Origin of the sequence: Allosediminivita pacifica, from assembly GCF_003054175.1 — a bacterium.
Taxonomy (GTDB): domain Bacteria; phylum Pseudomonadota; class Alphaproteobacteria; order Rhodobacterales; family Rhodobacteraceae; genus Allosediminivita; species Allosediminivita pacifica.
Window position 1 is genome coordinate 14,656 of record NZ_QBKN01000025.1, and the last position, 24,439, is coordinate 39,094.

General features: G+C 65.4%; 25 protein-coding genes. 13 read left to right on the forward strand and 12 right to left on the reverse strand.

Features of this window, described 5'->3' with window-relative positions:
* The 6 genes from C8N44_RS17295 to hemN are packed head-to-tail and all read left to right on the forward strand — an operon-like array spanning position 1 to position 5,184.
* Positions 1 to 795: a CbbQ/NirQ/NorQ/GpvN family protein gene (locus tag C8N44_RS17295; RefSeq protein WP_107978037.1), complete on the forward strand. Its 795-nt coding sequence runs from the start codon at positions 1 to 3 to the stop codon at positions 793 to 795.
* 5 nt (positions 796 to 800) lie between these two features.
* The gene (locus tag C8N44_RS17300) at positions 801 to 2,678 is read left to right on the forward strand and encodes a nitric oxide reductase activation protein NorD (RefSeq protein ID WP_107978092.1); all 1,878 of its coding nucleotides are present in this window, start codon (positions 801 to 803) and stop codon (positions 2,676 to 2,678) included.
* Between the two features lies 1 nt (position 2,679).
* Positions 2,680 to 2,859: a hypothetical protein gene (locus C8N44_RS17305; protein ID WP_107978038.1), complete on the forward strand. Its 180-nt coding sequence runs from the start codon at positions 2,680 to 2,682 to the stop codon at positions 2,857 to 2,859.
* On the forward strand, positions 2,838 to 3,086 hold the full coding sequence (locus tag C8N44_RS17310; protein WP_308421214.1) for an NnrT protein: 249 nt from the start codon (positions 2,838 to 2,840) through the stop codon (positions 3,084 to 3,086). Before C8N44_RS17305 ends, C8N44_RS17310 begins: the two co-directional genes overlap by 22 nt.
* Positions 3,083 to 3,778 (forward strand): NnrU family protein, encoded by a 696-nt coding sequence (locus tag C8N44_RS17315; RefSeq protein ID WP_107978040.1) that lies wholly within the window; start codon positions 3,083 to 3,085, stop codon positions 3,776 to 3,778. The genes C8N44_RS17310 and C8N44_RS17315 overlap by 4 nt, the downstream gene beginning before the upstream one ends.
* 50 nt (positions 3,779 to 3,828) lie before the next feature.
* Positions 3,829 to 5,184 (forward strand): oxygen-independent coproporphyrinogen III oxidase, encoded by a 1,356-nt coding sequence (hemN, locus tag C8N44_RS17320; RefSeq protein WP_107978041.1) that lies wholly within the window; start codon positions 3,829 to 3,831, stop codon positions 5,182 to 5,184.
* Between the two features lie 72 nt (positions 5,185 to 5,256).
* On the opposite strand, the gene C8N44_RS17325 is transcribed toward hemN, so the two are convergent.
* Both C8N44_RS17325 and nirK read right to left on the reverse strand, forming a co-directional pair.
* On the reverse strand, positions 5,257 to 6,075 hold the full coding sequence (locus tag C8N44_RS17325) for an SUMF1/EgtB/PvdO family nonheme iron enzyme (protein WP_244641020.1): 819 nt from the start codon (positions 6,073 to 6,075) through the stop codon (positions 5,257 to 5,259).
* 81 nt (positions 6,076 to 6,156) lie between these two features.
* Entirely contained in the window at positions 6,157 to 7,305 is a 1,149-nt protein-coding gene (gene nirK / locus C8N44_RS17330) for a copper-containing nitrite reductase (RefSeq protein ID WP_107978043.1), read from the reverse strand.
* Between the two features lie 615 nt (positions 7,306 to 7,920).
* On the opposite strand from nirK, the gene C8N44_RS17335 reads away from it, so the two are divergent.
* The 6 genes from C8N44_RS17335 to C8N44_RS17360 are packed head-to-tail and all read left to right on the forward strand — an operon-like array spanning position 7,921 to position 13,225.
* The gene (locus tag C8N44_RS17335; protein ID WP_107978044.1) at positions 7,921 to 8,958 is read left to right on the forward strand and encodes an ABC transporter substrate-binding protein; all 1,038 of its coding nucleotides are present in this window, start codon (positions 7,921 to 7,923) and stop codon (positions 8,956 to 8,958) included.
* Positions 8,959 to 8,965: 7 nt separating this feature from the next.
* Positions 8,966 to 9,751, forward strand: coding sequence for an ABC transporter ATP-binding protein (locus C8N44_RS17340; RefSeq protein ID WP_107978045.1), 786 nt, complete (start codon positions 8,966 to 8,968; stop codon positions 9,749 to 9,751).
* A gap of 14 nt (positions 9,752 to 9,765) precedes the next feature.
* Entirely contained in the window at positions 9,766 to 10,590 is an 825-nt protein-coding gene (locus tag C8N44_RS17345) for an ABC transporter permease (RefSeq protein WP_158274079.1), read from the forward strand.
* Positions 10,591 to 10,612: 22 nt separating this feature from the next.
* Positions 10,613 to 11,587, forward strand: coding sequence for a polysaccharide deacetylase family protein (locus C8N44_RS17350; protein WP_107978047.1), 975 nt, complete (start codon positions 10,613 to 10,615; stop codon positions 11,585 to 11,587).
* Positions 11,584 to 12,462 (forward strand): NAD-dependent epimerase/dehydratase family protein, encoded by an 879-nt coding sequence (locus C8N44_RS17355; protein WP_107978048.1) that lies wholly within the window; start codon positions 11,584 to 11,586, stop codon positions 12,460 to 12,462. The genes C8N44_RS17350 and C8N44_RS17355 overlap by 4 nt, the downstream gene beginning before the upstream one ends.
* A gap of 13 nt (positions 12,463 to 12,475) precedes the next feature.
* The gene (locus tag C8N44_RS17360) at positions 12,476 to 13,225 is read left to right on the forward strand and encodes an SDR family NAD(P)-dependent oxidoreductase (protein WP_107978049.1); all 750 of its coding nucleotides are present in this window, start codon (positions 12,476 to 12,478) and stop codon (positions 13,223 to 13,225) included.
* On the opposite strand, the gene C8N44_RS17365 is transcribed toward C8N44_RS17360, so the two are convergent.
* The 7 genes from C8N44_RS17365 to C8N44_RS17395 all read right to left on the reverse strand — a co-directional run bounded on the left by C8N44_RS17365 (position 13,215) and on the right by C8N44_RS17395 (position 20,877).
* The gene (locus tag C8N44_RS17365; RefSeq protein WP_107978050.1) at positions 13,215 to 14,126 is read right to left on the reverse strand and encodes an IclR family transcriptional regulator; all 912 of its coding nucleotides are present in this window, start codon (positions 14,124 to 14,126) and stop codon (positions 13,215 to 13,217) included. The two genes, C8N44_RS17360 and C8N44_RS17365, sit on opposite strands and share 11 nt — an antisense overlap.
* Positions 14,127 to 14,699: 573 nt before the next feature.
* Positions 14,700 to 15,140: a type II 3-dehydroquinate dehydratase gene (locus C8N44_RS17370; RefSeq protein ID WP_107978051.1), complete on the reverse strand. Its 441-nt coding sequence runs from the start codon at positions 15,138 to 15,140 to the stop codon at positions 14,700 to 14,702.
* 25 nt (positions 15,141 to 15,165) lie between these two features.
* Positions 15,166 to 16,461 carry a TRAP transporter large permease gene (locus tag C8N44_RS17375; RefSeq protein ID WP_107978052.1) on the reverse strand — a complete coding sequence of 432 codons (1,296 nt, stop codon included), beginning with the start codon at positions 16,459 to 16,461 and terminating at the stop codon, positions 15,166 to 15,168.
* Entirely contained in the window at positions 16,458 to 16,982 is a 525-nt protein-coding gene (locus C8N44_RS17380) for a TRAP transporter small permease (RefSeq protein ID WP_107978053.1), read from the reverse strand. The genes C8N44_RS17375 and C8N44_RS17380 overlap by 4 nt, the downstream gene beginning before the upstream one ends.
* A gap of 59 nt (positions 16,983 to 17,041) precedes the next feature.
* Positions 17,042 to 18,034 carry a TRAP transporter substrate-binding protein DctP gene (gene dctP, locus C8N44_RS17385; RefSeq protein ID WP_107978054.1) on the reverse strand — a complete coding sequence of 331 codons (993 nt, stop codon included), beginning with the start codon at positions 18,032 to 18,034 and terminating at the stop codon, positions 17,042 to 17,044.
* A gap of 87 nt (positions 18,035 to 18,121) precedes the next feature.
* Complete coding sequence (locus C8N44_RS17390; RefSeq protein ID WP_107978055.1) at positions 18,122 to 20,005, reverse strand: bifunctional sugar phosphate isomerase/epimerase/4-hydroxyphenylpyruvate dioxygenase family protein; 1,884 nt, start codon at positions 20,003 to 20,005, stop codon at positions 18,122 to 18,124.
* Positions 20,002 to 20,877: a shikimate dehydrogenase gene (locus C8N44_RS17395; protein ID WP_210204179.1), complete on the reverse strand. Its 876-nt coding sequence runs from the start codon at positions 20,875 to 20,877 to the stop codon at positions 20,002 to 20,004. The genes C8N44_RS17390 and C8N44_RS17395 overlap by 4 nt, the downstream gene beginning before the upstream one ends.
* Positions 20,878 to 21,003: 126 nt before the next feature.
* On the opposite strand from C8N44_RS17395, the gene C8N44_RS17400 reads away from it, so the two are divergent.
* Positions 21,004 to 21,660, forward strand: a complete 657-nt coding sequence (locus C8N44_RS17400) for a TetR/AcrR family transcriptional regulator (protein ID WP_107978094.1) — start codon at positions 21,004 to 21,006, stop codon at positions 21,658 to 21,660.
* Between the two features lie 49 nt (positions 21,661 to 21,709).
* Here C8N44_RS17400 and htpX read toward each other — a convergent pair whose 3' ends face one another.
* From htpX to C8N44_RS17415, 3 genes are all read right to left on the reverse strand, one after another.
* Positions 21,710 to 22,642 carry a zinc metalloprotease HtpX gene (htpX, locus tag C8N44_RS17405; RefSeq protein WP_107978056.1) on the reverse strand — a complete coding sequence of 311 codons (933 nt, stop codon included), beginning with the start codon at positions 22,640 to 22,642 and terminating at the stop codon, positions 21,710 to 21,712.
* Between the two features lie 246 nt (positions 22,643 to 22,888).
* Positions 22,889 to 23,533, reverse strand: coding sequence for a cysteine hydrolase family protein (locus C8N44_RS17410; protein ID WP_107978057.1), 645 nt, complete (start codon positions 23,531 to 23,533; stop codon positions 22,889 to 22,891).
* Positions 23,527 to 24,300, reverse strand: coding sequence for an N-formylglutamate amidohydrolase (locus C8N44_RS17415; RefSeq protein WP_244641021.1), 774 nt, complete (start codon positions 24,298 to 24,300; stop codon positions 23,527 to 23,529). Before C8N44_RS17415 ends, C8N44_RS17410 begins: the two co-directional genes overlap by 7 nt.
* Positions 24,301 to 24,439 lie beyond the last annotated feature (139 nt).

Genomic DNA, 24,439 nt, shown 5'->3' on the forward strand with positions numbered 1-24,439 from the left:
ATGAAAGACCTTAACACCCCCGACCTGCCCTTCTACCACGCACAGTCCGATGAATGTGCGGTGTTCGAAACGGCCCATGCCAACGGTCTGCCCCTTCTTCTGAAGGGGCCCACCGGCTGCGGAAAGACGCGGCTCGTGGAGCACATGGCCGCGCGACTGGAGCGGCCTCTCCATACCGTGGCCTGCCACGACGACCTGAGCGCCGCCGACCTGATCGGCCGCTACCTGCTGAAAGGCGGAGAAACGGTCTGGGTCGACGGTCCGCTCACGCGGGCGGTGCGCGAGGGCGGGATCTGCTACCTCGACGAGGTGGTGGAGGCGCGCAAGGACGTGACCGTGGTGCTGCACCCGCTGACCGACGACCGACGCCGGCTGGTGATTGACCGGACGGGCGAAGAGCTTCGCGCACCCGCCGACTTCATGCTCGTCGCAAGCTACAACCCCGGCTACCAGAACATTCTGAAGAAGCTGAAGCCCTCTACCAGACAGCGCTTTGTCTCAATCGGATTCGACTTCCCCGCTCCCGAGGTGGAAATGCCGGTGGTGGCGCGCGAAAGCGGCCTGGATGAAGCACGTGCGGGTGCGCTTGTGCGTCTGGCGGGCAAGATCAGGCAGCTTTCGGGCATGGACCTCGAGGAAGGCGTCTCGACTCGCCTTTTGATCTACGCCGCGACGATGATCGCGAACGGCATGGCGGTCGACCGCGCGCTGGAGGCCGCGATCATCGAACCGCTCAGCGACGAGCCCGACACGAAGCAGGCGCTGCGCGACCTCGCCGCCGTGATCTACGGGTGAAGACCATGCTCCACGTTCTCGACCTGATGGAGCCCGAGGAAACCGTCGGCAACCTCTGGCACGACATGGCGTCCCGCTGGGGTGCAGCGGAAGGCGATGCCGCGCGTGCGGTGACCTTCGAGGAGATCCGCCGCTCCGTCGCCACGCTGTTCCGGGCGCTCGGCGGTGCGGCGGGGGTGGAGATCGTCCCTGCGCCACTTGTCACCTCGGACCACCGGACGGACCGCTTGCGCCGGATCGGCACCCCGCGCGACCGGGCACACATCGCGGATTTCGATGGCGACCGCCTTCGCCTGCCGCCGGTGATCGACCTCTTTCCCACGCGTGACCTCAACCGGGCCTGCTACCTTTGGCTGGGGGCACTTGCCTGCTTCGTGGAGATCCCCGCACCCCGTTCCGACCCACTCGCCGCCGACCGAACCGAGATCGCGGCGCTGGCCGCGGCCTCGGACCGGGCGTATTCGGCCTGCCCCGGACTGCGCCGCGCCCATGACAGCCTGTGCCGGCATCTTGTCCGGCACAGGCATCGCAGCGGCCTGCCGCGTTGCGAGGCGGGCGTGGAGCGCCTGATCCTCGACCAGCTTACAGGCGCCTCGGATGCGGAGGAATGCCTCGACTGCCCTGCCCCACGCGGCTATCGCTCCTACGCGCCGGTGCCGCTCTGGCTGCGCCTGCGCCATGCCACGAAGGCCGCGAAGGGCGCGGCGGAGGAACCGCAGGCCCCCGGCGCCGCCATGGCCGTACCGACCCGCAAGGACGCCCGTCGCGAGGCGCGGGACCAGGCCGACCGCAACGACAGCTTCATCATCCACCGCTTCGAATCCATCATGTCCTGGGCGGAAAGCCTCAACATCAACCGCATGGTGGACGACGACGACCAGGACAACGCCGCCAAGGCGGCCGAGGACCAGGACCACCTGACCCTGAGCCAGAACCTCAAGCGGGCGGCCACGCGGCTGCGGCTGTCGCTCGATCTCTCACCGCAGGACGCCGAGCACGAACGGCTGGCGGGCAAGTTCACCTACCCCGAGTGGAACCGGCGTACGGGTGACTACATGCCCGGCCATACCCGCGTGCTCGAGGTCGAGGCGAAACCGCGCCAGCAGTACGCCCCCGACCCCAAGCTGGTCGCCCGGGTCAAGCGGCAGTTCGCGCCGCTGCATCCCCGCCGGGTCATCCTGCCCCGGCAAATCGACGGCGATGACCTCGACCTCGATGCCGTCGTCACATCGCGCACGGACATATCCTGCGGGCGGGAAGGTTCGGACCGCGTCTGGCAGGCCAGCCGCCCGATGGCGCGCGACCTTTCCGTGGCGATCCTCATGGATTGCTCCCGCTCGACCGAAGCGGCAATCGGCGACACTTCGGTGATCGAGGTCGCCCGGGAAGCGCTGTCCTCGCTGGCAGAGGGCATCGACACCGCCGGCGATCGTCTGGGGATCTGGGGCTTTTCGTCTCTGCGCCGGGACCGCGTGTTCCTGCACCGCGCCAAGACGTTTCAAGAACCGATGAGCCACGCCGTCACGGCCCGGATCGGCGGACTGAGCCCGGGCCATTACACCCGTCTCGGCGCGGCGATCCGGCACGCCTCGGCCCAACTGGCCGAAGAAGGTGCGAGCCGCCGCCTGCTGCTGGTCCTGACGGACGGCAAACCCAACGATCTCGACCACTATGAGGGCCAGCACGGCATCGAGGACAGCCGCATGGCCGTTCGCGAGGCCCGCGCGCTGGGACAGGCCGTGCACGGCGTGATCGTGGACGCCGACGGGCAGGACTGGTTCGCGCGCATCTTCGGGCGAGCCGGTTTCACCCTTCTGCCCGACCCGGCGCGCCTGCCTCGCGCCCTGCCCGAAATCTACCAGACCCTGACCATGGAGAGCTGACATGAAACGCATCACCAGCCTTGCCCTCGCACTCACCCTGCCGGGCGCAGCCCTCGCCGAGACCTTCGACCGCCCCATACCCCAACCCCAGACCGAAGCGGCGGAATTCTGGTTCCTGATCGGCTCGATCGCGCTAATCGTCTCGCTCGGGGCGGTGCAATGGCTGGTCAGCCGGCGATGAGACCCGCGCGCAAACCCTCACCCCGCCTTCTTGCCGGGCTCTACCCTTTCGGCGCGGGCGCCATGGGCCTGAACCTGTTCTTCGCCTCGCTGATCGGGACGTGGCTGGGCTGGCCGGCGCTCTCGCCTTGGCAGGCTGCCGCCGGGGGGCTGGTCGTCGGCGCACCTGCTACCTATGCCTTCGCCGGCCACATCGTGCGGCTGATGGAACAGGCGGAGGACAGATGACTGGTTGGAGTGAATACGCACTGGCGCTGGCGCTCTTCGTGGCAAGCCACTTCCTGCCACGGCTGGGCGGTCTGCGTGAGCGGTTGATCGGCGCTTTGGGGCGAAGGGTCTACTTCAGCCTCTACGGACTGTTGTCCATCGTGTTGCTTATCTGGGTCGTTTCTGCCGCGATCCGCGCGCCCTATGTCGCGCTCTGGCCACAGCTTCCCTGGACCCGCTGGGTGCCGAACATCGCAATGCCGATCGCCATGGTCCTCGCGACCTGCGGCATCGGCCTGCGCCAGCCCTTTACGCTGGGCGCCCGGCGTGGCGCCGCCTTCGATCCTGCGAAACCCGGCTTTGCAGCCGTTTCTCGCCATCCGCTCTTCCTTGCCCTCGCCCTCTGGGCCGGGGCGCATCTGATACCGAACGGCGCGCTCGCCACGGTGATCCTCTTTGGCAGCTTCCTCGGCATGGCGCTTGTGGCGATTCCGGCCTTCGACGCGCGGGCGCGACGGTCGCTCGAACCGAATGAAGCCGAGGCCTTCTTTGCCCGGACCGCGATCCTGTCCCCCGCGCCTTTGCTGCGCGGTGACTGGCTGCGGGCGAACGGACGCAGGATGGCCTTTCGCGCGGCCGTAGGACTTTTCCTGTGGCTCGCTCTGCTGCACCTTCACACCTTGGTCATCGGCGTCTCACCCTTCCCGGTCTGATATTGATCCGGCGCAAAGAGCGAGGCGCCGGAAAGCTGCATACCGTGCACATGAAACAGATCGACCGCCTCAGATCCCTCGGCCTCTTCGAGGCCCGGGTGCCCCGCTACACCTCCTATCCCACCGCGCCCGTCTTCTCGCCCGAGGTCGGCGCCGCGCAGCAGACCAAAGCCCTCGCCGCGCTGGACCCGGCAGAGCCCGTGTCGGTCTACATCCACATCCCGTTCTGCGAGCGGCTATGCTGGTTCTGTGCCTGTCGGACCCAGGGCACCAAGACGCTCAGCCCGGTGGAAAGCTACCTGGGCACGCTTGAGCAGGAGCTTGCCCTGATGGCCGAGACATTGCCCGAAGGGCTGCGCATGGGCCGGATGCACTGGGGCGGCGGTACGCCGACGATCCTGCCACCGGCCATGATCCACCGGCTGGCGCAAGCGGTGAAGGCGGTGATCCCGCCCACCGAAGACTGGGAGTTCTCGGTCGAGATCGACCCGACCATGGTGGACCGCGAGAAGATCGCAGCCCTGGCGGCCGAAAGCATGAACCGCGCAAGCATCGGCATCCAGGATTTCGATCCGCTGGTTCAAAAGGCCATCGGACGGTTGCAACCCTTCGACATCACACGCGCCTGTGTCGACGATCTGCGCGCGGCAGGCATACGTTCGCTGAATGCGGATCTTGTCTACGGACTGCCGCATCAGGATGCCACACGGCTGGATGACACCGTCTCGAAGGTGCTCGATCTCGGCCCCGACCGCATCGCACTTTTCGGCTACGCCCATGTGCCGTGGATGTCGAAGCGCCAGACACTCATCGACGAAGAGGCGCTGCCGAAGGAAATGGAGCGTTACATGCTGTCCGAACTGGCGTCGCGCCGCTTTCGCGAGGCGGGGCTGGAAAGCATCGGCATCGACCACTTCGCCAAACCGGGTGACGGACTGGCGATCGCGGCGCGGACAGGGCGCCTGCGCCGCAATTTCCAGGGCTACGTGGATGACAGCTGCGCCACGCTCATCGGTCTCGGGGCCTCGTCGATTTCGCGGCTGCCAACCGGCTACATCCAGAACGCCGCCGCCACGCCCGCCTATGTCGAGCGGATCGAGGCCGGCCAGCTGGCGGGCGCACGCGGCCACGTGATGACCGAGGACGATCTGCTGCGCGCCCGCGCGATCGAGATGATCATGTGCGAGTTCCGGCTGGACCTCGAAGACCTGCGGGCCGACCACGGAGACGCAGCAGACCGCCTGCGCCCCGAGATCGCCCTGCTGCGTGACCGCTTCGGCGACATGGTCGAGGTCACCGGCGAAACGCTGACGATCCGGCCCGAGGGACGGGCACTGACGCGCATCGTTGCCAAGCATTTCGATGCACACGTGCCGGAAGGGGCGCGCTACAGTCAGGCATCGTGAGGCGCCGGCAAGCAAACATGCTGACATGGCTGAACGCCCGGCGGTCCGCCGCCGGGCGTCCTTGCTGACAGCTCAGAACAGGGGCCACACGCGTGGCGCCTCACGTACCAGACGGAACCCCAGGTGGTCCGGCGGCAGACCGACGGCGCAGCCGCCGACGCTTGCATCGCGCACGAAGTCGATGATCGCCGCGCGGTGACGCCCGCCCGCGATACGGACGCCGCAGTAGCTGTCCGTCACGGTCACGCTGCCATCGCGGGAAATCTGGCCGTTTTCCATGCAGCCATCAGTCCATTCCCAGATGTTTCCGCCCATGTCGGCAATCCCCAGAGAGTTCTCGCCGAACGCGCCGGCGGGCCGAACCGAAAGGCTGGCGGAGCCGCGCAGCAAGGCACCGTTCTGGTAGCTTTCCAGCATCCGGCGCCCGGGATCGCGCGCCTCGGGGGTCGCGGCCACGTCACCGTAGCGTTCTGCAGCGGCAAGCTGCCACTCCGTCTCTGACGGCAGGCGCCACCGGTCTCCGGTTTTCTCGGAGTACCAATCGGCAAAGTCCGTCGCATCCCTCCAGTTCACCTGGGTCTGCGGCAAGGCCCCGCCCCTTGCGGACACCTCCGCGCAGGCTCCCTCGACAACGCAGACCGCGTACTGGTCCCGGCTCACCTGGTGCTTCATGATCTCGAACCCGTCCACATTGACTGTCTCGAGGCGCGGGGTCCGGGCCTTGCCCTCGAACGAGAAATTGCCGAGCGGCCGCCATTCGACCTCACCGGCAGGGACGGCCACTGTCTGCGGCTCGGCAAAGGGCGGCGGCGTCTCTTTGCGTGACAACGTGCCGACGACCGCCAGAACACCGATGGCCGAGACAGTGGCGAAAAGGGCAAGCGCTCGCATGACATCCTCCATTCAAAGCAAAAAGAGGCGGCCGGTGCATGCCGGCCGCCTCCAGAAGTGTGCCTCGGAACGGCGCAGGCCCTATGGCAGGGCTGACTTGCCCTCGTAGGCGGCATTGTACTCGGTCGGCGCCTGCACCTGCTCCATCAGGTCGTTGTTCCACTCGCCTTCGACCACCACGTGAGCCGTCGCGCCAAGGTTCACGGCTTCGATCAGATTGTGGTTCACGTAGGCGTAGACACCCGGCTGCCGGAACTCGTAGAGCGCCGCTCCGGCGGACCCGCCGCGGATGAACCAGGTTTCCAGGTCACGCTCGGGCGGGTTGGCGAACTTGCCCGTCTCCCACACGAGGTCGCCGTGCCCGCCGATCAGGTGCGGGCGGCTGTCGCGGTTGGCCTGGCTGTGGACGAACAGGACCTTCTCGCCCTGATTGGCATGCAGCGCTCTGTCCCCGGTAAGCGACCCGACCTTGCCATTGAAGACCACATGGCTCGGGATCAGCCCATTCATCACCTCGAGCGTGTCGGGATAGCTTTCACCCACGTCCGAGAAGCGCTTGTAGTCCCCGTTTTCATCCTTCGGGACATAGAAGTCGTTCTCGCCGATGTAGTACACGCGGTCATAGCTGACCGGGTTGCCCTTTTCGTCCTTCAGCCCGTCGCGGGGCAGGACCATGATCGCGCCCGACATGCCGCTGACGACGTGCCAGGGGATCATCGGGCCGCCCGGGGCGCAGTGGTAAACGAAGGTACCAGCCCGCGTCGCCTTGAAGCGGAGCGTGGTCTTCTCGCCCGGGTTGACCAGCGTGAGCGACCCGCCACCCAACGCGCCCGTCGCGGCGTGGAAGTCGATGTTGTGCTGCATCAGGTTTTCTGGCGAGTTGTAGAGCGTCAACTCGACGTAGTCGCCTTGGTGCACCACCATCATCGGGCCGGGGATCGAACCGTTGAAGGTCATCGCCTGAAGGTAGGCGCCGCTATCGACTTCGACCTCCTTCTCGACGATCTGCATCTCGAACTCGACGATCCGCGGTTCTGCCGGGGCGCTCTGTTCATGCTCATGCACCATCGGTGGACGGACCAGCCTGCGTTTGACACGCTGAAGGTTAGACAGATCGACAGATTCCGCTATCGAGGTGTCCATGATCTCCTCGGCTTTGGCATTGATGGCGAGGAAAGGCGCCGCGGCTGCGCCAGCGGCCCCGATCAATGCAGCTCTTCTCGTAAGCACGTCCTGTCTCCTTCGGGATCACGTTGCTGTTGAGAAGAGGATAGCCAAACCGGATCTCGGGACTTTGCGCAGGAGCAAATAGATCCACGATTGAAGCTAGGTGATCGGCATTCATGTCGGGCCCTGTTGGTGAGTCCTGGGGGCAAGCACGCGGCGTGATCGGAAAGCAGCGGCCCTCGCTAGCGCCGGTACCGGTCTCAATGCGGCTAGTCGGGATTCCTCGTGCCCAGCAGCTTGGCGCTGTCCGCTTCGCGGGGATGGTGGCGGGTCGATCTTTCCTTTGCCCCACCAGGTGACGCGGATCAGCACCATCGAGATACTCCTTCAGTATCTGGACGTGTTTTTCGGGGCTTCCGAGAATGGCGCTGCCGAATGTGAAGCCTGCTTAACCGTTTGCCCCCGAGATTCCTGCTGCATCCTGGCGACATTCCGAAACGGCGGGCAGCCGCCAGCCGAGCATCGCATGCTCATTAAGCAAGCCACTGACTGAACGCACACGAAACGCGCAAAACCGAGCTGCCACCCCGACGCTGCGTCCGCACGAAGCGTTCTGGGTTGAGCACACCGTTCTACTGAGTGAACGGTGATCGTTATAAAGAACAGGGAGTTTTACAGATGAACAATCATCACTTGAACCGCCGCGCCGTGCTGGGAGGCTTTGCCGCGGCCGGTGCCGCCACGGCCTTCCCCGGCCTGTCCCTCGCCCAGACCGGACCTCTCGAGGTCGGATCCGTGGAGGTCATCAGCGTCCGGGACCCGCAACACTCCGGCCAGCTCGCACTTGCGCTGGAGAACGGCTTTTTTGCCGACGAGGGACTCGAGGTCACCCCGAACTACACGGTGAACGGCCCCGACCTGCCCAGCTTGGCGGCAAGCGGCCGGGTCAAGGTGCTGTTCTCGGCCATGGAACAGGTTGCTTCGCTGCGCCTGCGCGGTCTGGACTTCCGCTGGATCATGAAGCTCTCGGACATCTCGAATACGCAAGGCGTGGTCATCGGGAACAACTCGGGCATCGAAACTCCCGTCGATCTCGCCGGCAAGCGGGTGGGCATGTACGCGGGCGCCTCGGTGGAACTGGCGATCGAGAACATGTGCAAGGACCACGGCGTCGACTTCTCGTCGCTCCGGTTCATCAACATGGAACCGCCCGAACAGGCAATTGCGCTGATGCAGGGCGACATCGATGTCATGGCCTGCTGGGAGCCCTATGTCGCAAATGCCGCACGCAGCGGTGGACGGCTCTACTTCACCGGCAGCCAGTCCTACGTCGAGGATGCCCAAACCCCCAAAGACGTGAACTGGCTTTACCTGGCGACCGGGCTGACGACCTCGGGGGATTTCCTCGAAGAAGCCCCCAACACGCTCAAGGCAATGATGCGTGCGATGATACGCGCCAACGAGATCATCATCAACGATCCCGCAGCGGCCGTTGACCCCATCGCGCGCGGTCTTGGCATTCCGACCGACGGTCTCGAAGGTATCCTGAAGGCGAACGACTATCGTCCCGACCTCGATCAGAGACTTGCGACAGGCTACCCGGATTACATCAAGTGGGCCGTCGAGCGCGGTTTCCTCGATGAATTCGTGCCGCTCGATGACATCGTCGATACGTCGCTCCTGTCAGAGGTAGCGCCTGGCTCAGTGAAGATCTGAGGCGGTCATGACGGCACAGATATCCATCCAGGGCCTGACCAAGACCTTCCCGGGGCGGAACGAAAGCGCGGATTTCACCGCGCTTTCGGACATTTCCCTCGAAATCCCGGCGAACGAGTTCGTCTGCCTCCTAGGGCCAAGCGGCTGCGGTAAGTCCACACTTCTCGGGTTGGTCGCCGGCCACGAAAAGTCGAGCGCGGGCGGCATCACGGTGGCGGGGACGCCCGTCACGGGCCCTGCGGCCGAGCGTGGAATGGTCTTCCAGCAATACGCGCTTTTCCCTTGGTACACGGTGGAGCAGAACGTGCGGCTGGGCCTTCGGATCAAGCGGCTCTCCTCATCCGAACAGGCCGAGCAGACCGAACGCATGCTGCGCGCCGTGAGCCTGTGGGATCATCGCGACAAGTTTCCGCGCGAGCTTTCGGGCGGCATGAAGCAGCGGGCAGCCATCGCACGGACGCTGGCAATCGATCCCGACGTCCTTCTCATGGACGAGCCCTTCGGCGCCCTGGACGAGCAGACCCGCAACCGCCTTCAGGACGAACTGCTCGCCATCTGGCAGGGAAGCCGCCGCACCGTCGTCTTCGTGACGCATAGCGTGCAGGAAGCGGTCACGCTGGCCGATCGCGTAGTTGTCATGGGCCGGGACAAGGGCCGCATCGTCGCCGACCTGCGCATATCCCTAAAGCGCCCCCGAGACCGGATGAGCGTGGAGTTCGTCGAAGCAGAGCGAGAGGTCAGCGCCTGCCTCGCTCGCGCTGAAGCGTCCGACCCGGCCGACAGGGCCGCATGACCCGAAGGGCAGAAATGGCATCGAATTCCGATATTTCCGACATCGAGCGGCCACTCGTGCCGCGCGGCCCCCGCCTCCGCGGGCTGCGTGTTCCACCAAAGGCTGTAACCCTGATCACGGTGATCGCCGCTTGGCAAGCTCTGGCCATACTCAACGACTTTTGGCAGTTCTACAACGCAACGCTGGTTCCCTCACCGGGTGGCATCGTCAGGGCCACCATCGAGCTGTGGCGCGAGGGCACGCTCTGGACCCACCTGTCGGCCTCGTGTCTGCGCGTGTTGCGAGGCATGGGCCTAGCCATTCCCATGGCGGTGGCGATGGCCTATCTCGTGGCGACGTGGAAGTGGGCCGAGATCGTATTCGATCCCGTGATCGAGTTCATCCGTCCCGTCCCGAGCCTCGCGCTTCTGCCGATCTTCATCGTCTGGTTCGGCATCGGCGAGCTGACCAAGACGATCTTCATCACCTACAGCGCATTCTTCATCATCTTCGTCGCAACGCTCGAGGCGATCCGTGATGTAGACCCCGTGCTGAAGCGCGCGGCGGGCAGCATGGGCATGTCACCGAGACAGATGGCCTATCACGTCACCTTCAAGTCCGTGCTGCCGCAGATCATGGTGTCGATCCGGCTGGCGCTGGCGACCTCCTGGTTCGTGATCGTCGGAGCCGAATTCCTCGCGGCGAACGAGGGGCTCGGCTACCTCATCAACTTCTCACGGGTCTGGTTCAAGATCGACACGATGATGGCCGCCGCAGCGCTCATCGGCGTACTCGGGCTGGCCAGCAACTATCTCCTTCTCGCGCTCGAACGCCGCCTTTTTGCATGGCGCGAACGCTGAACTCACCTCAGGAAGATCCAAGATGACTTTCGACTACACCCCTTACATTCCCCCCGAGCATGTCGGTCCTGGCCCACGCCGCAACTACGTCGGCTACGGTCGCAACAGCCTCAAGGTCAGCTGGCCGGACGGCAAGAAGGTCGCGGTCGCCCTCGTGGTCAACTACGAGACCGGCGCCGAAAGGTCCTGGGCAAACGGAGACCGCCGAAACGATCGGATCTTCGAATTTCCGTATGACCTCGCCCCCCAATACCGTGACCTCGCGACAGAGGCCGTGTCCGAATACGGCGGGCGCGCCGGTGTGTGGCGCATTCAGCGAATGCTGGACAGTCTCGGGGTGAAATGCACGTTTTCCGCTTGTGCGCTGGCGCTTTACCGCAACCCCGAGGTCGGCGCCTACATCCAGGAAGCAGGGCACGAGGGGTCGTCTCACGGGTTCCGCTGGGAAGAGGTCTGGACCATGTCTAGGACCGAGGAACTTGCCCGCATCCGCGCCGCCGTCGAGATCATCCGCGAGACCTGCGGCGAACGCCCCATCGGCTGGCAGACCCGCCACAGCGGGTCGCTGAACACGCGTGAACTGCTCGTCCAAGAAGGTGGCTTCCTCTACGACTGCGATTCCACAGCGGACGACCTGCCCTTCTACGTCGACGTCAACGGCACCGATCATCTGGTTCTGCCCTATTCCAGCACCTACAACGACCACCGCTTCATCATCAGCCAAGGCTACTCCAAGCCGCAGGACTTCTTCGACTATTGCAAGGACGGTATCGACTACCTCCGGATGGAGGGCGAGACGCGGCCCAAGATGATGACGATCGGCATCCATGCACACTGGATGGGTCAGGCTGCCCGGACGGCGGCGCTGCACCGGTTCCTTGAATATTGCCTCGAAAGCGGGGATGTCTGGATCGCGCGCCGGCGTGACATAGCCGAGTGGTTCGATGCGCATCACGCCTCCTTCGTTGCGGCGACCCGTGAAGAAGCGACCGCATGAACGAACGGAACGAAGGAAGGCAGGTCGCCTTGGTGACCGGCCATGATGGCTTTATCGGAAGCGCCCTGTTGCGGACGCTTCCGGATCTGGGATGGCGGGCCGTGGGGCTTGTCGATGCCTGGGGCGCCTCCGTAGATCTGCGAGATGCAGCGGCGGTTGCCGACACGGTGGCGCGGGTGAGCCCCGACATCGTCTTTCACATGGGGGGTGTTTCGGGCCCCATGCAGTTCTCGGAGGACGCGACAACCGTCCTGCGCGTCAACATCGAGGGGACACAGATCCTGCTTGAGGCAGCCGCCGCGGCCGGGAGCGTGCGCCGTGTCATCCTGGCCGGTTCGGTCGCGGGTTATGCGACAGGAGGCCCCTCGGGGCCGGAACCCGACAGCATCTACGGGCTGACCAAGCGGGTGGCCGAATTGCAGGCGCACCTCTGGGCACGCCGCACAGGTCACGAGGCGACAGTCCTGCGGATCGGCTCGGTCTACGGTGTGGGCCGCCGGTCGGTGAACCCCATGCACCAGATGGTCGAACAGGCGGTGAGGACGCGACGGATCAAGGTCGTGCCCCACCTCATGGAGCCCTGCATCGACATCGACAGCTGTGCCAAGCTTGTCGCCCGCCTGGCCAACGTCACCAAACTGCGGCCCCGCTACGATGTCGTGGCGGACCGGCCCAGGGCCGAAGAGGTCGCGTCGATCATCTCGGAGTTGACCGGTGCGCGCGTCGAGTTGTGCCACGAGCCACCCGTCGCGACACCGGAATTCCCGGAAGGCTTCGACCCGGCGCCATTGCTCCGCGACACGGAAATGCCTGCGGTCCTCTCGCTGCGTGAGGGCCTGAAGGCACTGACCGACGCGGCCGTCCCGGTCGCCTAGAAGGATTCATACCATGCAGATCGAAAACAAGCGCGCCGTCATCACCGGCGCGGCAGGCGGGATCGGCCAGGCCATCGCCGCACTTTACGCGAGCGCGGGCGCACGAGTGTTCCTGGTCGACAGAGATGCGGCGCGGTTGGAATCGGTCATCGCCGAACTCGGCGCAGGACACACCGACCAGGTGCATGGCATCGCGCTGGACGTGACCCGGGAAGAGGCCGTGGCCAGGATGGTGGATGAGGCCGAGGGCGCGCTTGGCGGCATCGACGTGCTTGTGACCTGTTCCGGCGCGATCACCGAGCGGGAGTTAGAGGACATGTCGCTAGCCGAGTGGCGTGAGATCATGGGCGCCAATCTCGACGCGGTGTTTCTTGCCTGCCGCGCGGTGTTTCCGATCATGAAGCGGCAGGGCTCGGGCCGCATCATCACCGTCTCGAGCCAGATCGGGCAGCGCGGCGCACCGCGCTTCACGCACTATGCCGCTTCGAAGGCCGGGGTCATCGGATTTACCAAGGCGCTGGCGCGGGAAGCCGCCCCGCACGGCATTCTGGTCAACTCGGTGGCTCCGGGCCCGGTCCTGACCTCGTTCAACAGGGATCTGCGCGCCGAAACGCTCGACGGAACGGAGGCCGCCCTGCCGCTCGGGCGGGCGGCTCAGCCCGAGGAAATCGCCGGTGCAGCGCTCCTGCTGGCGTCTTCACCGCACGGCGATGTCTTCGTCGGTCAGACCCTAGGCCCAAACAGCGGCGACGTCATGCTGTAGCATCCTGCGAGGATCTTGCCCTCGGGAAGTCCGGGGGCAAGATGCTTCCGAAGAGATCGTGGATGCGGGTCACGCAGTCGACCAAGACCCCCGCGATATGCTCCTCCCGGGGAGCGACGGTTTCGACCCGCCCGACACAGTCGAAGATGTAACGCACGCGTCCGTCCTGGCCGAACACCGGGAGGGCCATGGCCATGATGCCGTCCGTGAACTCGCCCATGCTGCGTGCGTAGCCGCGTTCGCGTGTGGCGCGGATCGCCATGCGGGCATCGTTTGCGCCCGAGGCTGTCTTGCCGGTGTAGGCCTTCAGCGTCGCGATACTGAACCACGAGTCGATCTCGAACTCGCGCTGCCAGCCGAGGTAGGCACGCATGTGCGCGGTCGCGTCCGGGGGTAGCCGGTACCCGGAAGGATATGAGATCTCGATATCGTCGGAAGCACTGACCTGGTCGAGGACGAGGAAGGAATGATCGGCAAGAGGCTCGGAGAGCACGCACGACACCCCGGTCAGGGCCGTAAACTCTTCCATGAAGGGCCGGAGGGACGTGTGGCCGAGCTGTTGTCGCATCATGGAAGACAGGTCGCGGCTGATACCGTGATGCAGTTCGTAGGTATGCGTGGCCGGATCGAACCGAAGCCAGTCGAAGTGGGTGAGGGTCTTGAGAAGGCCATGACAATGGCTCTTGCTGATGTCCACGCGCTGCGCCAGTTCGGCCAGCGTCAGCGGCGTCTTGGCGCTATTCAAGCAACGCAGAAGCCGAATGCCCTTGTGCAGGGCAGGCACGAGCGACTTTTCCGGACCCGGCGCCGGCTCCGGAATGTGTCCGGTGAGCCGGTGTTGCCCCGTGGCTTCCTTCTCGAGACTTTCGAACCGCTCTCCGCTCGTCGTGCGGGATGTCATCTATCGAACCTGCCCCATGATTTTGCCTAGCCATTCACCATAGAGAATGTTGATCCACATGGAAAGCGCATGTGACAAAGCAAGCAGGTTAGAGGAACTGCCGACCTCATGGAGACCTTGTGGTAGGGGCATCCGGTCATCCAGCAATGGGCCCTGTCAAGTCACCCCGATACGGAGGCCCCCGGTCGGGCATCAGGAAGCAGCGTGGAGCGAGTGGAACTTCGACAAGATCGCCCGCGCGGCTCGGCCGAACGCGCACTTGCATCCGTCGCCATCGCGGATCCGCATCTCGGGCACCGCCCTTCGTGCCGCCACATCAAATAAGAGGCAACGATGGCGGCAATGGAGGCGGTCGGGGCAACTGACGCATGCGACGAGGCTGAAGATGACGAGGCATCTCCGCCCCTGCGCGCTGCATGTCCGCCAAGGGATACCACTCGGCCGTTGCCTTGGCGTCTCCGTGTCGGTGCTTCGGATGTCGCTCCTGTAGCGATCACCTTCGGAAAGCCGTCACGTAGTCGCGTCGCTTCCACTCGGATGGTGCCGGCAGGACATCTGTTCAGAGCGGCTCGTTCATTCCGCTGCCCACTCCGTGAGTTTGCGCAGCGCGAAGTCGTAGCCACGGATGCCGAAGCCCTCGATCTTCGCCGCGGCTGCGCGGGAGACGTGACTCGGGTGACGGAAGTCGTCTCGCTTGAAGAGCGGCGAGATGTGCACCTCGATGATCGGGCGATCGTAGATCAGCAGGCTGTCGAGGATCGCGACCGACGTCGAGGTGAAGCCCGCCGGGTTGAGTAGCAGGCCTACGGTGGTGCCGCGGCCCTGCTTGATCCACTTCATGATCTCCGCCTCGCTGTCGCTCTGGCGGAAGTCGATCTCCACGCCAACCTCCTCGGCAGTGCGGCAGCACAGCGCCTCCACGTCCTCGAGCGTATCGTGCCCGTAGACCTCGGGCTGACGCGTGCCCAGCATGTCGAGGTTGGGGCCATTGATGATCAGGATGGTGTCGGTCATGGAGGTCTCCGGGCGGCCCGGGGGCTCAGCCATTGTAGCCATAGAGGCGTGGCAGCCAGAGGACGATCTCGGGCACGAAGGTGATCATCGCAAGGCCGGCAATCATGATCGCGAGGAACGGCAGCAGGTGGCGGATCGTCTCGCGGATGGGCGATTTCGTGATCGAAGTCACCACAAAGAGCAGCAGCCCGTAGGGCGGCGTGGCGAGCCCGATCATCGTGTTCACCACAACGATCACCCCGAAGTGCACCGGGTCGATGCCCAGCGACACCGCGGTTGGCAGGAAGATCGGCACGATGACCAGCAGGATCGCGTTCGCCTCGAGTAGACAGCCCAGGCCGAGCAGGATCGCGTTCACGATGAGCAGGAAGGTGACGCGGTTGAGCTCGGTGTCGCCCAGCGCGTCACGAATGACACTTGGCACCTGCTCGATGGTCACGACATAGTTGAAGGCCAGCGCGCCCGCGATGAGGAAGCCGACGGCAGCGGTGGACTTGGCGCTCTGGCGCACGGTCTCGTAAGCCATCCGCAGCGAGACCGAGCGGTAGAGGAGCGTCGAGACGAGGAAGGCATAGAGCGCGGCCAGCGCCGCCGCTTCGGTCGGCGTGGTCACGCCACCGTAGATGCCCACAAGCAGGATCACCGGCATCAGCAGCGCGGGCACGGCCCGCAGCGTCACGCGGGGCAGATCGCGCACCGGCACCGGGTCTTCTACCGGGTAGTCGTGGATCCGAGCTTGCCAGGCGTTCATGGCCATGATCATCACGCCGAGCACCAGACCCGGCCCGACGCCCCCGAGGAAGAGGAAGCCGATGGAGGTGTCCGAGACGAGCGCGTAGAGTACCATTGGAATCGAGGGCGGGATGATCGGCCCGATGATGGCCGAGGCCGCCGTGATCGCGCCCGCGTAGGAACCGGGGTATCGCCCGTCCTTGGTCATCAGGTTGATGATGATCCGTCCCATCCCCACGGCGTCGGCGATGGCCGACCCGGACATGCCCGAGAAGATCAGCGACGAAACCACGTTGACGTGCCCCATACCGCCCCGGAAGCGCCCGACGAGCGCCCGGCAGAAGTCGAGCAGACGGTCCGAGAGCGAGCCCACGTTCATCAGGTCGGCGGCAAAGATGAAGAGCGGTATCGCCAGCAGGACGTAGGACCCGTAGAGCCCCGTCAGCATCTGCTCGAACGCGATGGACATGTCCTGCCCTTGCATCAGCAGGTAGAAGACAGAGGAAGCCAGCATGGCGTGCCCGATGGGCAGGCCGATGACGGCGGTGAAGACGGTGACGGCGACGGTGACGCCGAATTCCCAGCTCATTCGGAGAAATCCTTCCGGCCGATGTCATCAGCCGTGCCCAGTCCGGAATCGCGATTGCGGGCCGCGTTCCAGAAGATCCAGAGGTAGCGCAGGATCGATACGGCCGAGAAGACGAGAGCGGCCGAGTAGACCCAGCTGAAGGGGATATCCAGGTAGGAGGTCTCCTGGATCTTCATGAAGGTGACGTAGTCCCAGAGCGCAGGCAGCGACCAGAGGTAGATGCCCACCAGCAGGAGAGAGAAGACGACCCTGAACCAGCGCCGGACTTCGGGCCGGACGCTGCCATAGACGATGTCGAAACGGATCTCGTCGGTTTCCTCGGCCGAGACCGACTGCCCCCAGAGCAGAATCCAGAGCCAGGCGATGACGCAGACCTCGACGGTCCAGCCCACCGGGCTGTCGATCACGTATCGCATGAAGACCTGAATGATGAAGCAGACGAACATGGCCGCCAGCAAGATGGCCGGCACGGCATCGGCGATGGCCCGCAGTCGCCGGACGAAAGGGGAAGCGGTGGTCATGGCAGTATCCCGGAGCCGGGCCCGCGCACGCGCGCAGGCCCGGGCGTTTCAAGTCAGGTTCACTCTGTCAGGGCGTTGATCCGGTCGACCATGCCCTCGGGCCAGCTTTCCGCGAACTCGGACTCGAGGTACTTCTGCTGGGCGAACTCGCGGAACGCGTCGCGGTCGGGCTCATAGACCTCAAGGCCCTCGTCCTTGAAGAACTGGACCAGTTCGGCCTCGCGGTCGAGGTGCCGCTGCGTCGATTCTGCGATGGCCTCGTCCACGGCCGTCTGCAGCGTCTCCTGCTGCTCGGGCGTGAAGCTGTCCCAGAGCTCGGCGCCGATGGCGAGCACGTCGAAGCCGACCAGGTGGCCTGTCAGAACGATCTGGCTCGTCACCTCGTAGAACTTCATGTTGTAGTCGTTGGGCAGCGGGTTGTCCTGCCCGTCGATGGCCCCGGTCTGAAGCGCGGTGTAGACCTCGGCGTAGGCCAGCGGGGTCGGGTTGGCGCCGATCGCCTCGCCAAGGAACTGCCAGGCGTCACCGCCGGGCATGCGCATGGTGATGCCGTCGAGATCCTCGGGCGTCATCACCTCGGCCTCGGGGGCGAGGTTGACGTGCCGGGTACCGAAGTAGACGGGCGCGAGAACGTGGACGCCGGCTTCCTCGGCAAGCGAGATCAGCTCGCCGCCCACGTCGCTGTCGAAGGTCGCCTGCAGGTGGTCGGCATCATCGAAGAGATAGGCCGAAGTCACGATGGACCATTCGGGGATCTGCTCTGCGATGGTCTGCGGCGCGATCAGCCCCATCTCGAGGTTGCCGCGCTGGATCGCGGTCATTTCCGAGCCCTGCGCCACGAGCGTGGCCCCGTTGAATACCTGCATGTCGAAGGTATCCGTAACGGACTCGGCGATCTTGGCGAAGGCTTCGGCGCGGATGTCGTTGTCGGACACGACCGAGGACAGGCGCAGAGTCGGCATGTCCTGGGCAAGTGCGGCGCCCGGCACGGCCAGCGCGGTGGTGGTGGCGAGAGCGGCCGCGATGGCGGTCCGGCGGGTCAGGTGTGTCATTGGTCTCCTCCCTTTGACGTGGTCACCGGCTGTTGCGCCAGTGGATCTTCTGCCATCCGTGATGGCGAACCTCGGTCTGCCCTCTTCTCAGGTTGCGGGCATTCCCTTGGGTCTCTGGAACCGCTTCTGGGCTGCGATCCGGAAGGGCGCATTCGGTGCCCCGTAGCCGGAATACCCGCCGCGGCGTTCCACGATTTCCATGAACATCTGCCCAGCGAAGGGCTGCGAATAGAGCTGGAAGAACTCGCCGCTCGCATCGGCGTCGTAGAGGATGTTCTCCTCGCGCATCCGTTCCAGCATGCCGGCGTCCAGATCGAACCGCGCGGCGAGATCGTCGAAGTAGTTGGTAGAAAGCGGCAGGGCGGTGAAGCCCAGTTCGCGCAGCGCGCGGGCTGTTGCGAAGATGTCGTCGGTCGCCAGGGCCACGTGCTGCACCGTGCCGCCGAAGCCCTCTGCCAAAAAGGCGCCCGCCAGCGTGCGGTGCGTCTCAGCCCCGTTGAGCGTGATGCGGAAATCCCCGCAGGGCGACGAGATTGCCCGGCTGCGCACTAGCCCGTCAGGATCCACCACATCCACCATCGGCGCCTTCTCCATGTCGAAGAGCGTGGTGTAAAACAGCGACCACGACAACATCTCGTCGTAGGTCATGGTCTGCGCGATGTGGTCGATCCGGGTAAGACCGGCCTCGCGGCCGGGGGTATCCTCGGCGTGGAACTCCACGTCCCAAACCTCGGACAGCGCACCCTGATCAATGAAGTGCATGACGCTGCCCGCCAGCCCCCGGATCGCCGGGATCGGCAGTTCGCCGGGGCCCAGAGGCTGCGAAAAGGGTTTTGCGCCGAGCGCCGTCGCCCGCGTCACGGTGTCGGCAGCCGACTCCACAGCCAACCCGATGTCGCAGACGGTGGTGCCGCGCGCGTTCCAGGCACTGCCTGCATGCCCTTCGGTCTCAGCGTTCAGGACGATGCGGATGTCACCCTGCTGCCATAGCGTGACCGCCTTCGACACGTGGCGCCCGGCACGGCGGAAGCCGAGGCTTTGCAGAAGTGTTTCGAGCGTCTTGCGCTCCTCGCCCTGCGCCGCGAACTCGACGAAGGATGTGTCGTGCACGCGGATCGGTGCGGGCAGCTGGGGGATCTCCACGCCGACAGGCGCCTCGGCGCGACGCACGTCGTCCATCAGCGCGATCAGCGACCGGTGGCCGTCCTGCGCGATGGTGGTCGGGCTGCCGCCGCGGAACTGGTCATTGAAGATCTCGAGGCTGATCGGCCCTGAGTAACCCGTCGCCATGACCGCCCGCATGAAGTCGGTCACCGCGAGGTCGCCCTCGCCCGGCATGTTGCGAAAGTGGCGCGACCAGTAGAGCAGGTCCATGTCGATCGCGGGCGCGTCGGCGAGCTGGACAAAGAAGATGCGGTCGCCGGGGATGCCGCGGATCGTGTCCGGGTCGATACCGCGTCCGAGCGTGTGAAAGCTGTCCAGCACGAGCCCCACTGCCTCATGGTCGGCGCGGCGCACGATTTCCCAGGCGTCGCGGTGGTCGTTCACGTAGCGCCCCCAGGCGAGCGCCTCGTATCCGACACGCAGCCCGCGTGCCGCGGCGCGTTCGCCCAGCTCCGCAAAGTCGTCGGCGCCACGGTCAATTCCGCCCAGCGCCTCGGGGTGCACGGACGAGCAAACCAGCATCAGGTCGCAGCCAAGGTCCTGCATCACGTCGAACTTGCGTTCGGCCCGGTCGAAGGCCTTGGCTCGGGGACCGGCGGGCAGACCCTCGAAATCGCGGAAGGGCTGGAACAGCATGATTTCGAGCCCGGCCTCGCGGATGCGTTGCCCCACGACGCGGGGCGTGCGCAGGTCGGCGATGAAGTCCTGCTCGAAGATCTCGATCCCGTCGAAGCCCGCCGCCGCGATGGCCTCGATCTTCTCCTCGAGGTTCCCCGAGATCGATACCGTGGCGATGCCCGTCTTCATGCGTCGTTCGCCTCCCCAAGCTTGCGGAAGGTTTCGCGCATCCGGTCCGCGTCCGCCGGATGGCCGGTGAACAGCTCGAAGGCCCGCACCGCCTGGAAGACGGCCATACCTTCGCCGCTGAGCGTGCGGCAGCCGCGTGCCTTGGCGACGCGCAGAAGCTCAGTCTCGAGCGGGAAGTAGACGATGTCGGCCACCCAGTGCCGCGCTTCGATCAACGCCTCGTCCAGCGGCAGACCGGGCAACTTCGCCATACCCATTGGAGTGGCGTTCACGATGCCGTCCGCACGCGCCACGGCCGCGGCAAGATCCGTGACCGATCGGGCCTGCGAACCGACCGCGCGGGCCAGGGCCTCGGCCGCATCCGTCCGGGTGTCCGCGATCAGGAGCTGCTCCACCTTCAGGTCCGAGATCGCATGCGCGAGCGCTGCGCCTGCCCCCCCGGCCCCGAGCAATACGACCGTGCCCAGCGGTGCGTCCGGCAACCCGGTCAGCAGATTCTGCGAGAAGCCCCAGAAATCGGTGTTGTGGCCGTAGCGGCGCCCGTCACGAAAGACGACCGTGTTCACGGCACCGATCCGCCGCGCGGCGTCGGAAAGCTCGTGAAGCTCTTCCATCACCGCCTGCTTGTAAGGAAAGGTCACATTCAGCCCGGCAAAGCCCGCGGCCTCGGCCCGGGCAAGGATCTCGGAAAGGTCGCCTTCGGTCCCGGCATCGGTGTCGAGAAGCTCGTAGCGGCACGAGAGCCCCTGCGCGGCGGCCTCGGCCTCGTGCATGGCAGGGGTCCGCGACAGCGCGATGCCACGCCCCACCAGCCCCATCCGCAGGGTGCCGGCCATGGCGTCCGATCCGTTTTCCGCTGGCGCGAGTGTCATGCCGACGGGCCTCCCCTCCCGTAGTCTTTCGCCCAAAATGTTCGGGTCGGTACAATTCGTCAAGAGAAATGTACTGACTGGAACATTTGAACTCTGCTACCACTCGGGTAGAGGAGCGGCATGGACATGACGACGGACACAGAACGGCGCAGCTGGAGACAGAATCCCGATGCCGTGAAGCAGGACATCCTGACCGTCGCCCTTTCCGAGTTCGCCGCGAACGGGCTCTCGGGCACGCGCATCGACACCATCGCGTCGCGTACGCGCACGTCGAAGCGGATGATCTACTACTATTTCGGAGACAAGCTGGGGCTCTACACCCGGGCGCTCGAAGCCGCCTATCACAAGGTCCGCGAAGGCGAGGCGGCGCTAAACCTGGGTCACCTTCCGCCGAAAGAAGCCTTGGCGCGCGTGGTGTCGTTCACCTTCGACCACCACCGCAAGAACCCGGACTTCATCCGGATGGTGATGATCGAGAACATTCACAACGCCGAACACCTTGCCGCGTCACAGGTCATCCACGACATGAACGTGACCGCAATCGACAAGCTGGCGCAGATCTGCCGGCGGGGGCAGGAAGAGGGCGTGTTCCGCGAGGGGCTCGATCCCGTGGCGCTGCACTGGCAGATCAGTGCGGTCAGCTTTTTCAACGTGTCGAACCGGCCCACCTTCTCGGCGATCTTCGGCGACGCGCTGTTCGATGAAGAGGGGCAGCAGCGTGTCCGCCAGCAGATGGTTGATGCGATACTCGCGATGGTCACGCGACCGGAGGCTGCCCGCTAAGCCGCGTTCCCGTTGCCGGGATCGCGACCAGCCCCGCCCGGAGCCCTGGTCACGACCAGGGCCCCTTCGGCCCGCTGTTCCGGGTCTTCGGGATACGGCTGGGGGACAACGGCCGCGATTGCGCAGCCTTTCGCGGGCTGGCCTGTCGGGACTGCCCTGCCAAGTCGCGAAGCGCGGCGATCCGGTTCTCGGTCGCCGGGTGGGTCGCGAAAAGGCTGTCGCGCTTGTGGGCGTGCAGCGGATTGATGATGAACATGTGCGCCGTCGCCGGGTTGCGCTCGGCCGCGTCGTTGTCGATCCGCGCGGCCCCCGTGGCGATCTTCTCGAGCGCCGAGGCGAGCCAGAGCGGCTGGCCGCAGATCTCGGCCCCGGCCTTGTCGGCGGCGTATTCGCGTGTCCGGCTGATCGCCATCTGAACGAGACCCGCAGCCACGGGGGCGAGGAACATCATCAGGAGCGTGCCGACCAGCCCGAGCCGTTCCCGCGAGCCGCCGAAGAAGAGCGCGAAGTTGGCCAGCATGGAAATGGCACCGGCAAAGGTGGCCGTGACCGTCATGATCGCCGTGTCGTGGTTGCGGATGTGGGCGAGCTCGTGCGCGATCACGCCGGCAAGCTCCTCGCGCGACAGGCTCCGCATGAGGCCCGAGGTCACCGCCACCGCGGCATTGGCCGGATTCCGCCCCGTGGCGAAGGCATTGGGCTGCTGCGTCTCGATCAGATAGACCTTGGGTTCGGGCAGGCCCGCATTTCGCGCCAGCTCGGATACCATGGCGTGAAGACCCATGCGGTCGCCGGGCGTCACCGGCTGGGCGTTGTGCATGCGCAGGACCATCCGGTCCGAGTTCCACCAGGTGAAGGCGTTCATGCCGGCGGCGACCACGAGAGCGATCGCCGCACCGCCCGCGCCGCCGATCAGGTAGCCCACGCCCATGAAGAGCGCGGTCATCGCCGCCATCAGGACCGCTGTCTTCAGATATCCCATCTTTCCCCCGGCAATCGAACGTCGCGTTGACGACGCAGATATGGGGCGGGTTGGCGGGCTTGCAAGCGCGAGCCAGCCCGCCCGGCGCCCATCCCGCCCTCTCGTCAGAGCGCGGCCATGAAGCGGCGAAGTTCGGGGCAAGCAGATCGAGCAGCTCCCAAGGGACGCGCCGCCGATACAGCCAAGCGAGCGGCTGCATCTGGCATACCTCGCATTTGAGAAGTGCTCAGATCGCCTCAGGCATGATCATTTCGCGCTTCCCTCGAGTTCCCTGACGAGATCATCGGTCGTGAGCTGCCGGCAGTAGCCCTTGATCGCGGTGATCGAGGCGGCCTGGCGCTCGGGCGTAAAGGTGAGGCAGGCGTCGGTGACCTGAGTGACGAGGTAGCCCAGGTCGCAGGCGTCGCGGATCGCGCCCTCGACGCACTGGTCGGTGACAAGCCCGGCGATCACCACCTGCCGCACGCCGAGGCAGCGCAGCACGTAGTCGATGTTGGTCGACACGAAGACCGAGGACGAGTTCTTCGGCAGCCAGATCTCGTCCTCGCCCGGGGCCAGCGCATCCAGCGGGCGACCGTCCCACGATCCCTTCGGGACGTTGAAGCCGGTGATCTTGTAGTCGAGGCTGCGGTCTCGGCCGTCCTTGGTCAGACTCTCGATGGTCGTGTACATCACCTCGACCCCTGCCGCGCGTGCCGCGTCGCGCAGGCGTTGCATGTTCGGCAGCGTCTCGGCCTCGAACTTGTCGAAGAAGGCGCCGTAGCGGGCCTCGAACTCTTCGGCGGGCAGGTCCTTGAACTCGCCGCCGTCACGGCGGGCCGAGAAATTCTGGACATCGATGTAGATCAGCGCCGAAGCGGCGGGATCGAGCGGGACTTCACGGGTCAGCATTGGGTCTCCAGTACGCTGCGGACCGCCTTGCAGAGCAGCGCGGCCATTTCGGCCTGCCCTTCCGGGGTCCGGACAAGATCGTTGCGGATTTCGACGAGACTGTGGGGCAGCCCCGATCCCTCGCCGTGGACGGGGACGAACCAGTCGGACTCGTCGTCGATCTGGTAGGGTTCGTTCAGTGCAAGCTTCATATCCGGACGCTCGGCGGCGACCGCATCCAGAAGCGCCTGCGAGGTTGCCGTATCGTTCCGGCAGAGAAAGCCGATGTGCCAGGGGCGCAGCCCCGGGCGGGTGCGCATCTCGGGCGTGAAGCTGTGGATCGACAGCAGCAGGAGACGTCGAGCAGAGCGGGCCTCTGTGACCGCCTCGTGGAACGGCGTGAATATCTCGTCGATACGCTGTTTCCGGTCCGCTGCGGTCAGGCCGGTATTGCCCGGCACGGGGACGCCGTCGGAGATCTGCGGAATGGCGTCGGGCGCGCTGGTGGGCCGGTTGCAGTCGATCACGAGGCGACTGTAGCGCTGCAGGATCGCGGCGCAGCCCAGTTCGCGCGCCATGGCGCGGGTCACGGCAGCGGCGCCGATGTCCCACCCGACGTGCAGGTCGATGGCGCCCTCTTCGAGCCCGAGACCGTCGAGCGCCCGCGGCACCGCCTGCCCCGCATGTTCACAGACCAGCAGCACCGCAATGTTATCGCGCGCGGCGATATGTTCGACCGGCTCGGGATCGAGATCGGGCGCAAGAAGGGGCGGCATGGGACTCAGCAAGTCCGCCTCCCGGTGGCCCCGCAAAGTGGAGGGGAAGTATCGTGGCAGCTCATCGTGGCCCCATCAGTTGATCTATCTCTTTCGCAGCCAGGCCCCATACGGCGTAGGGGGACCCTGGCTGCACGGCGCATTCGACCGT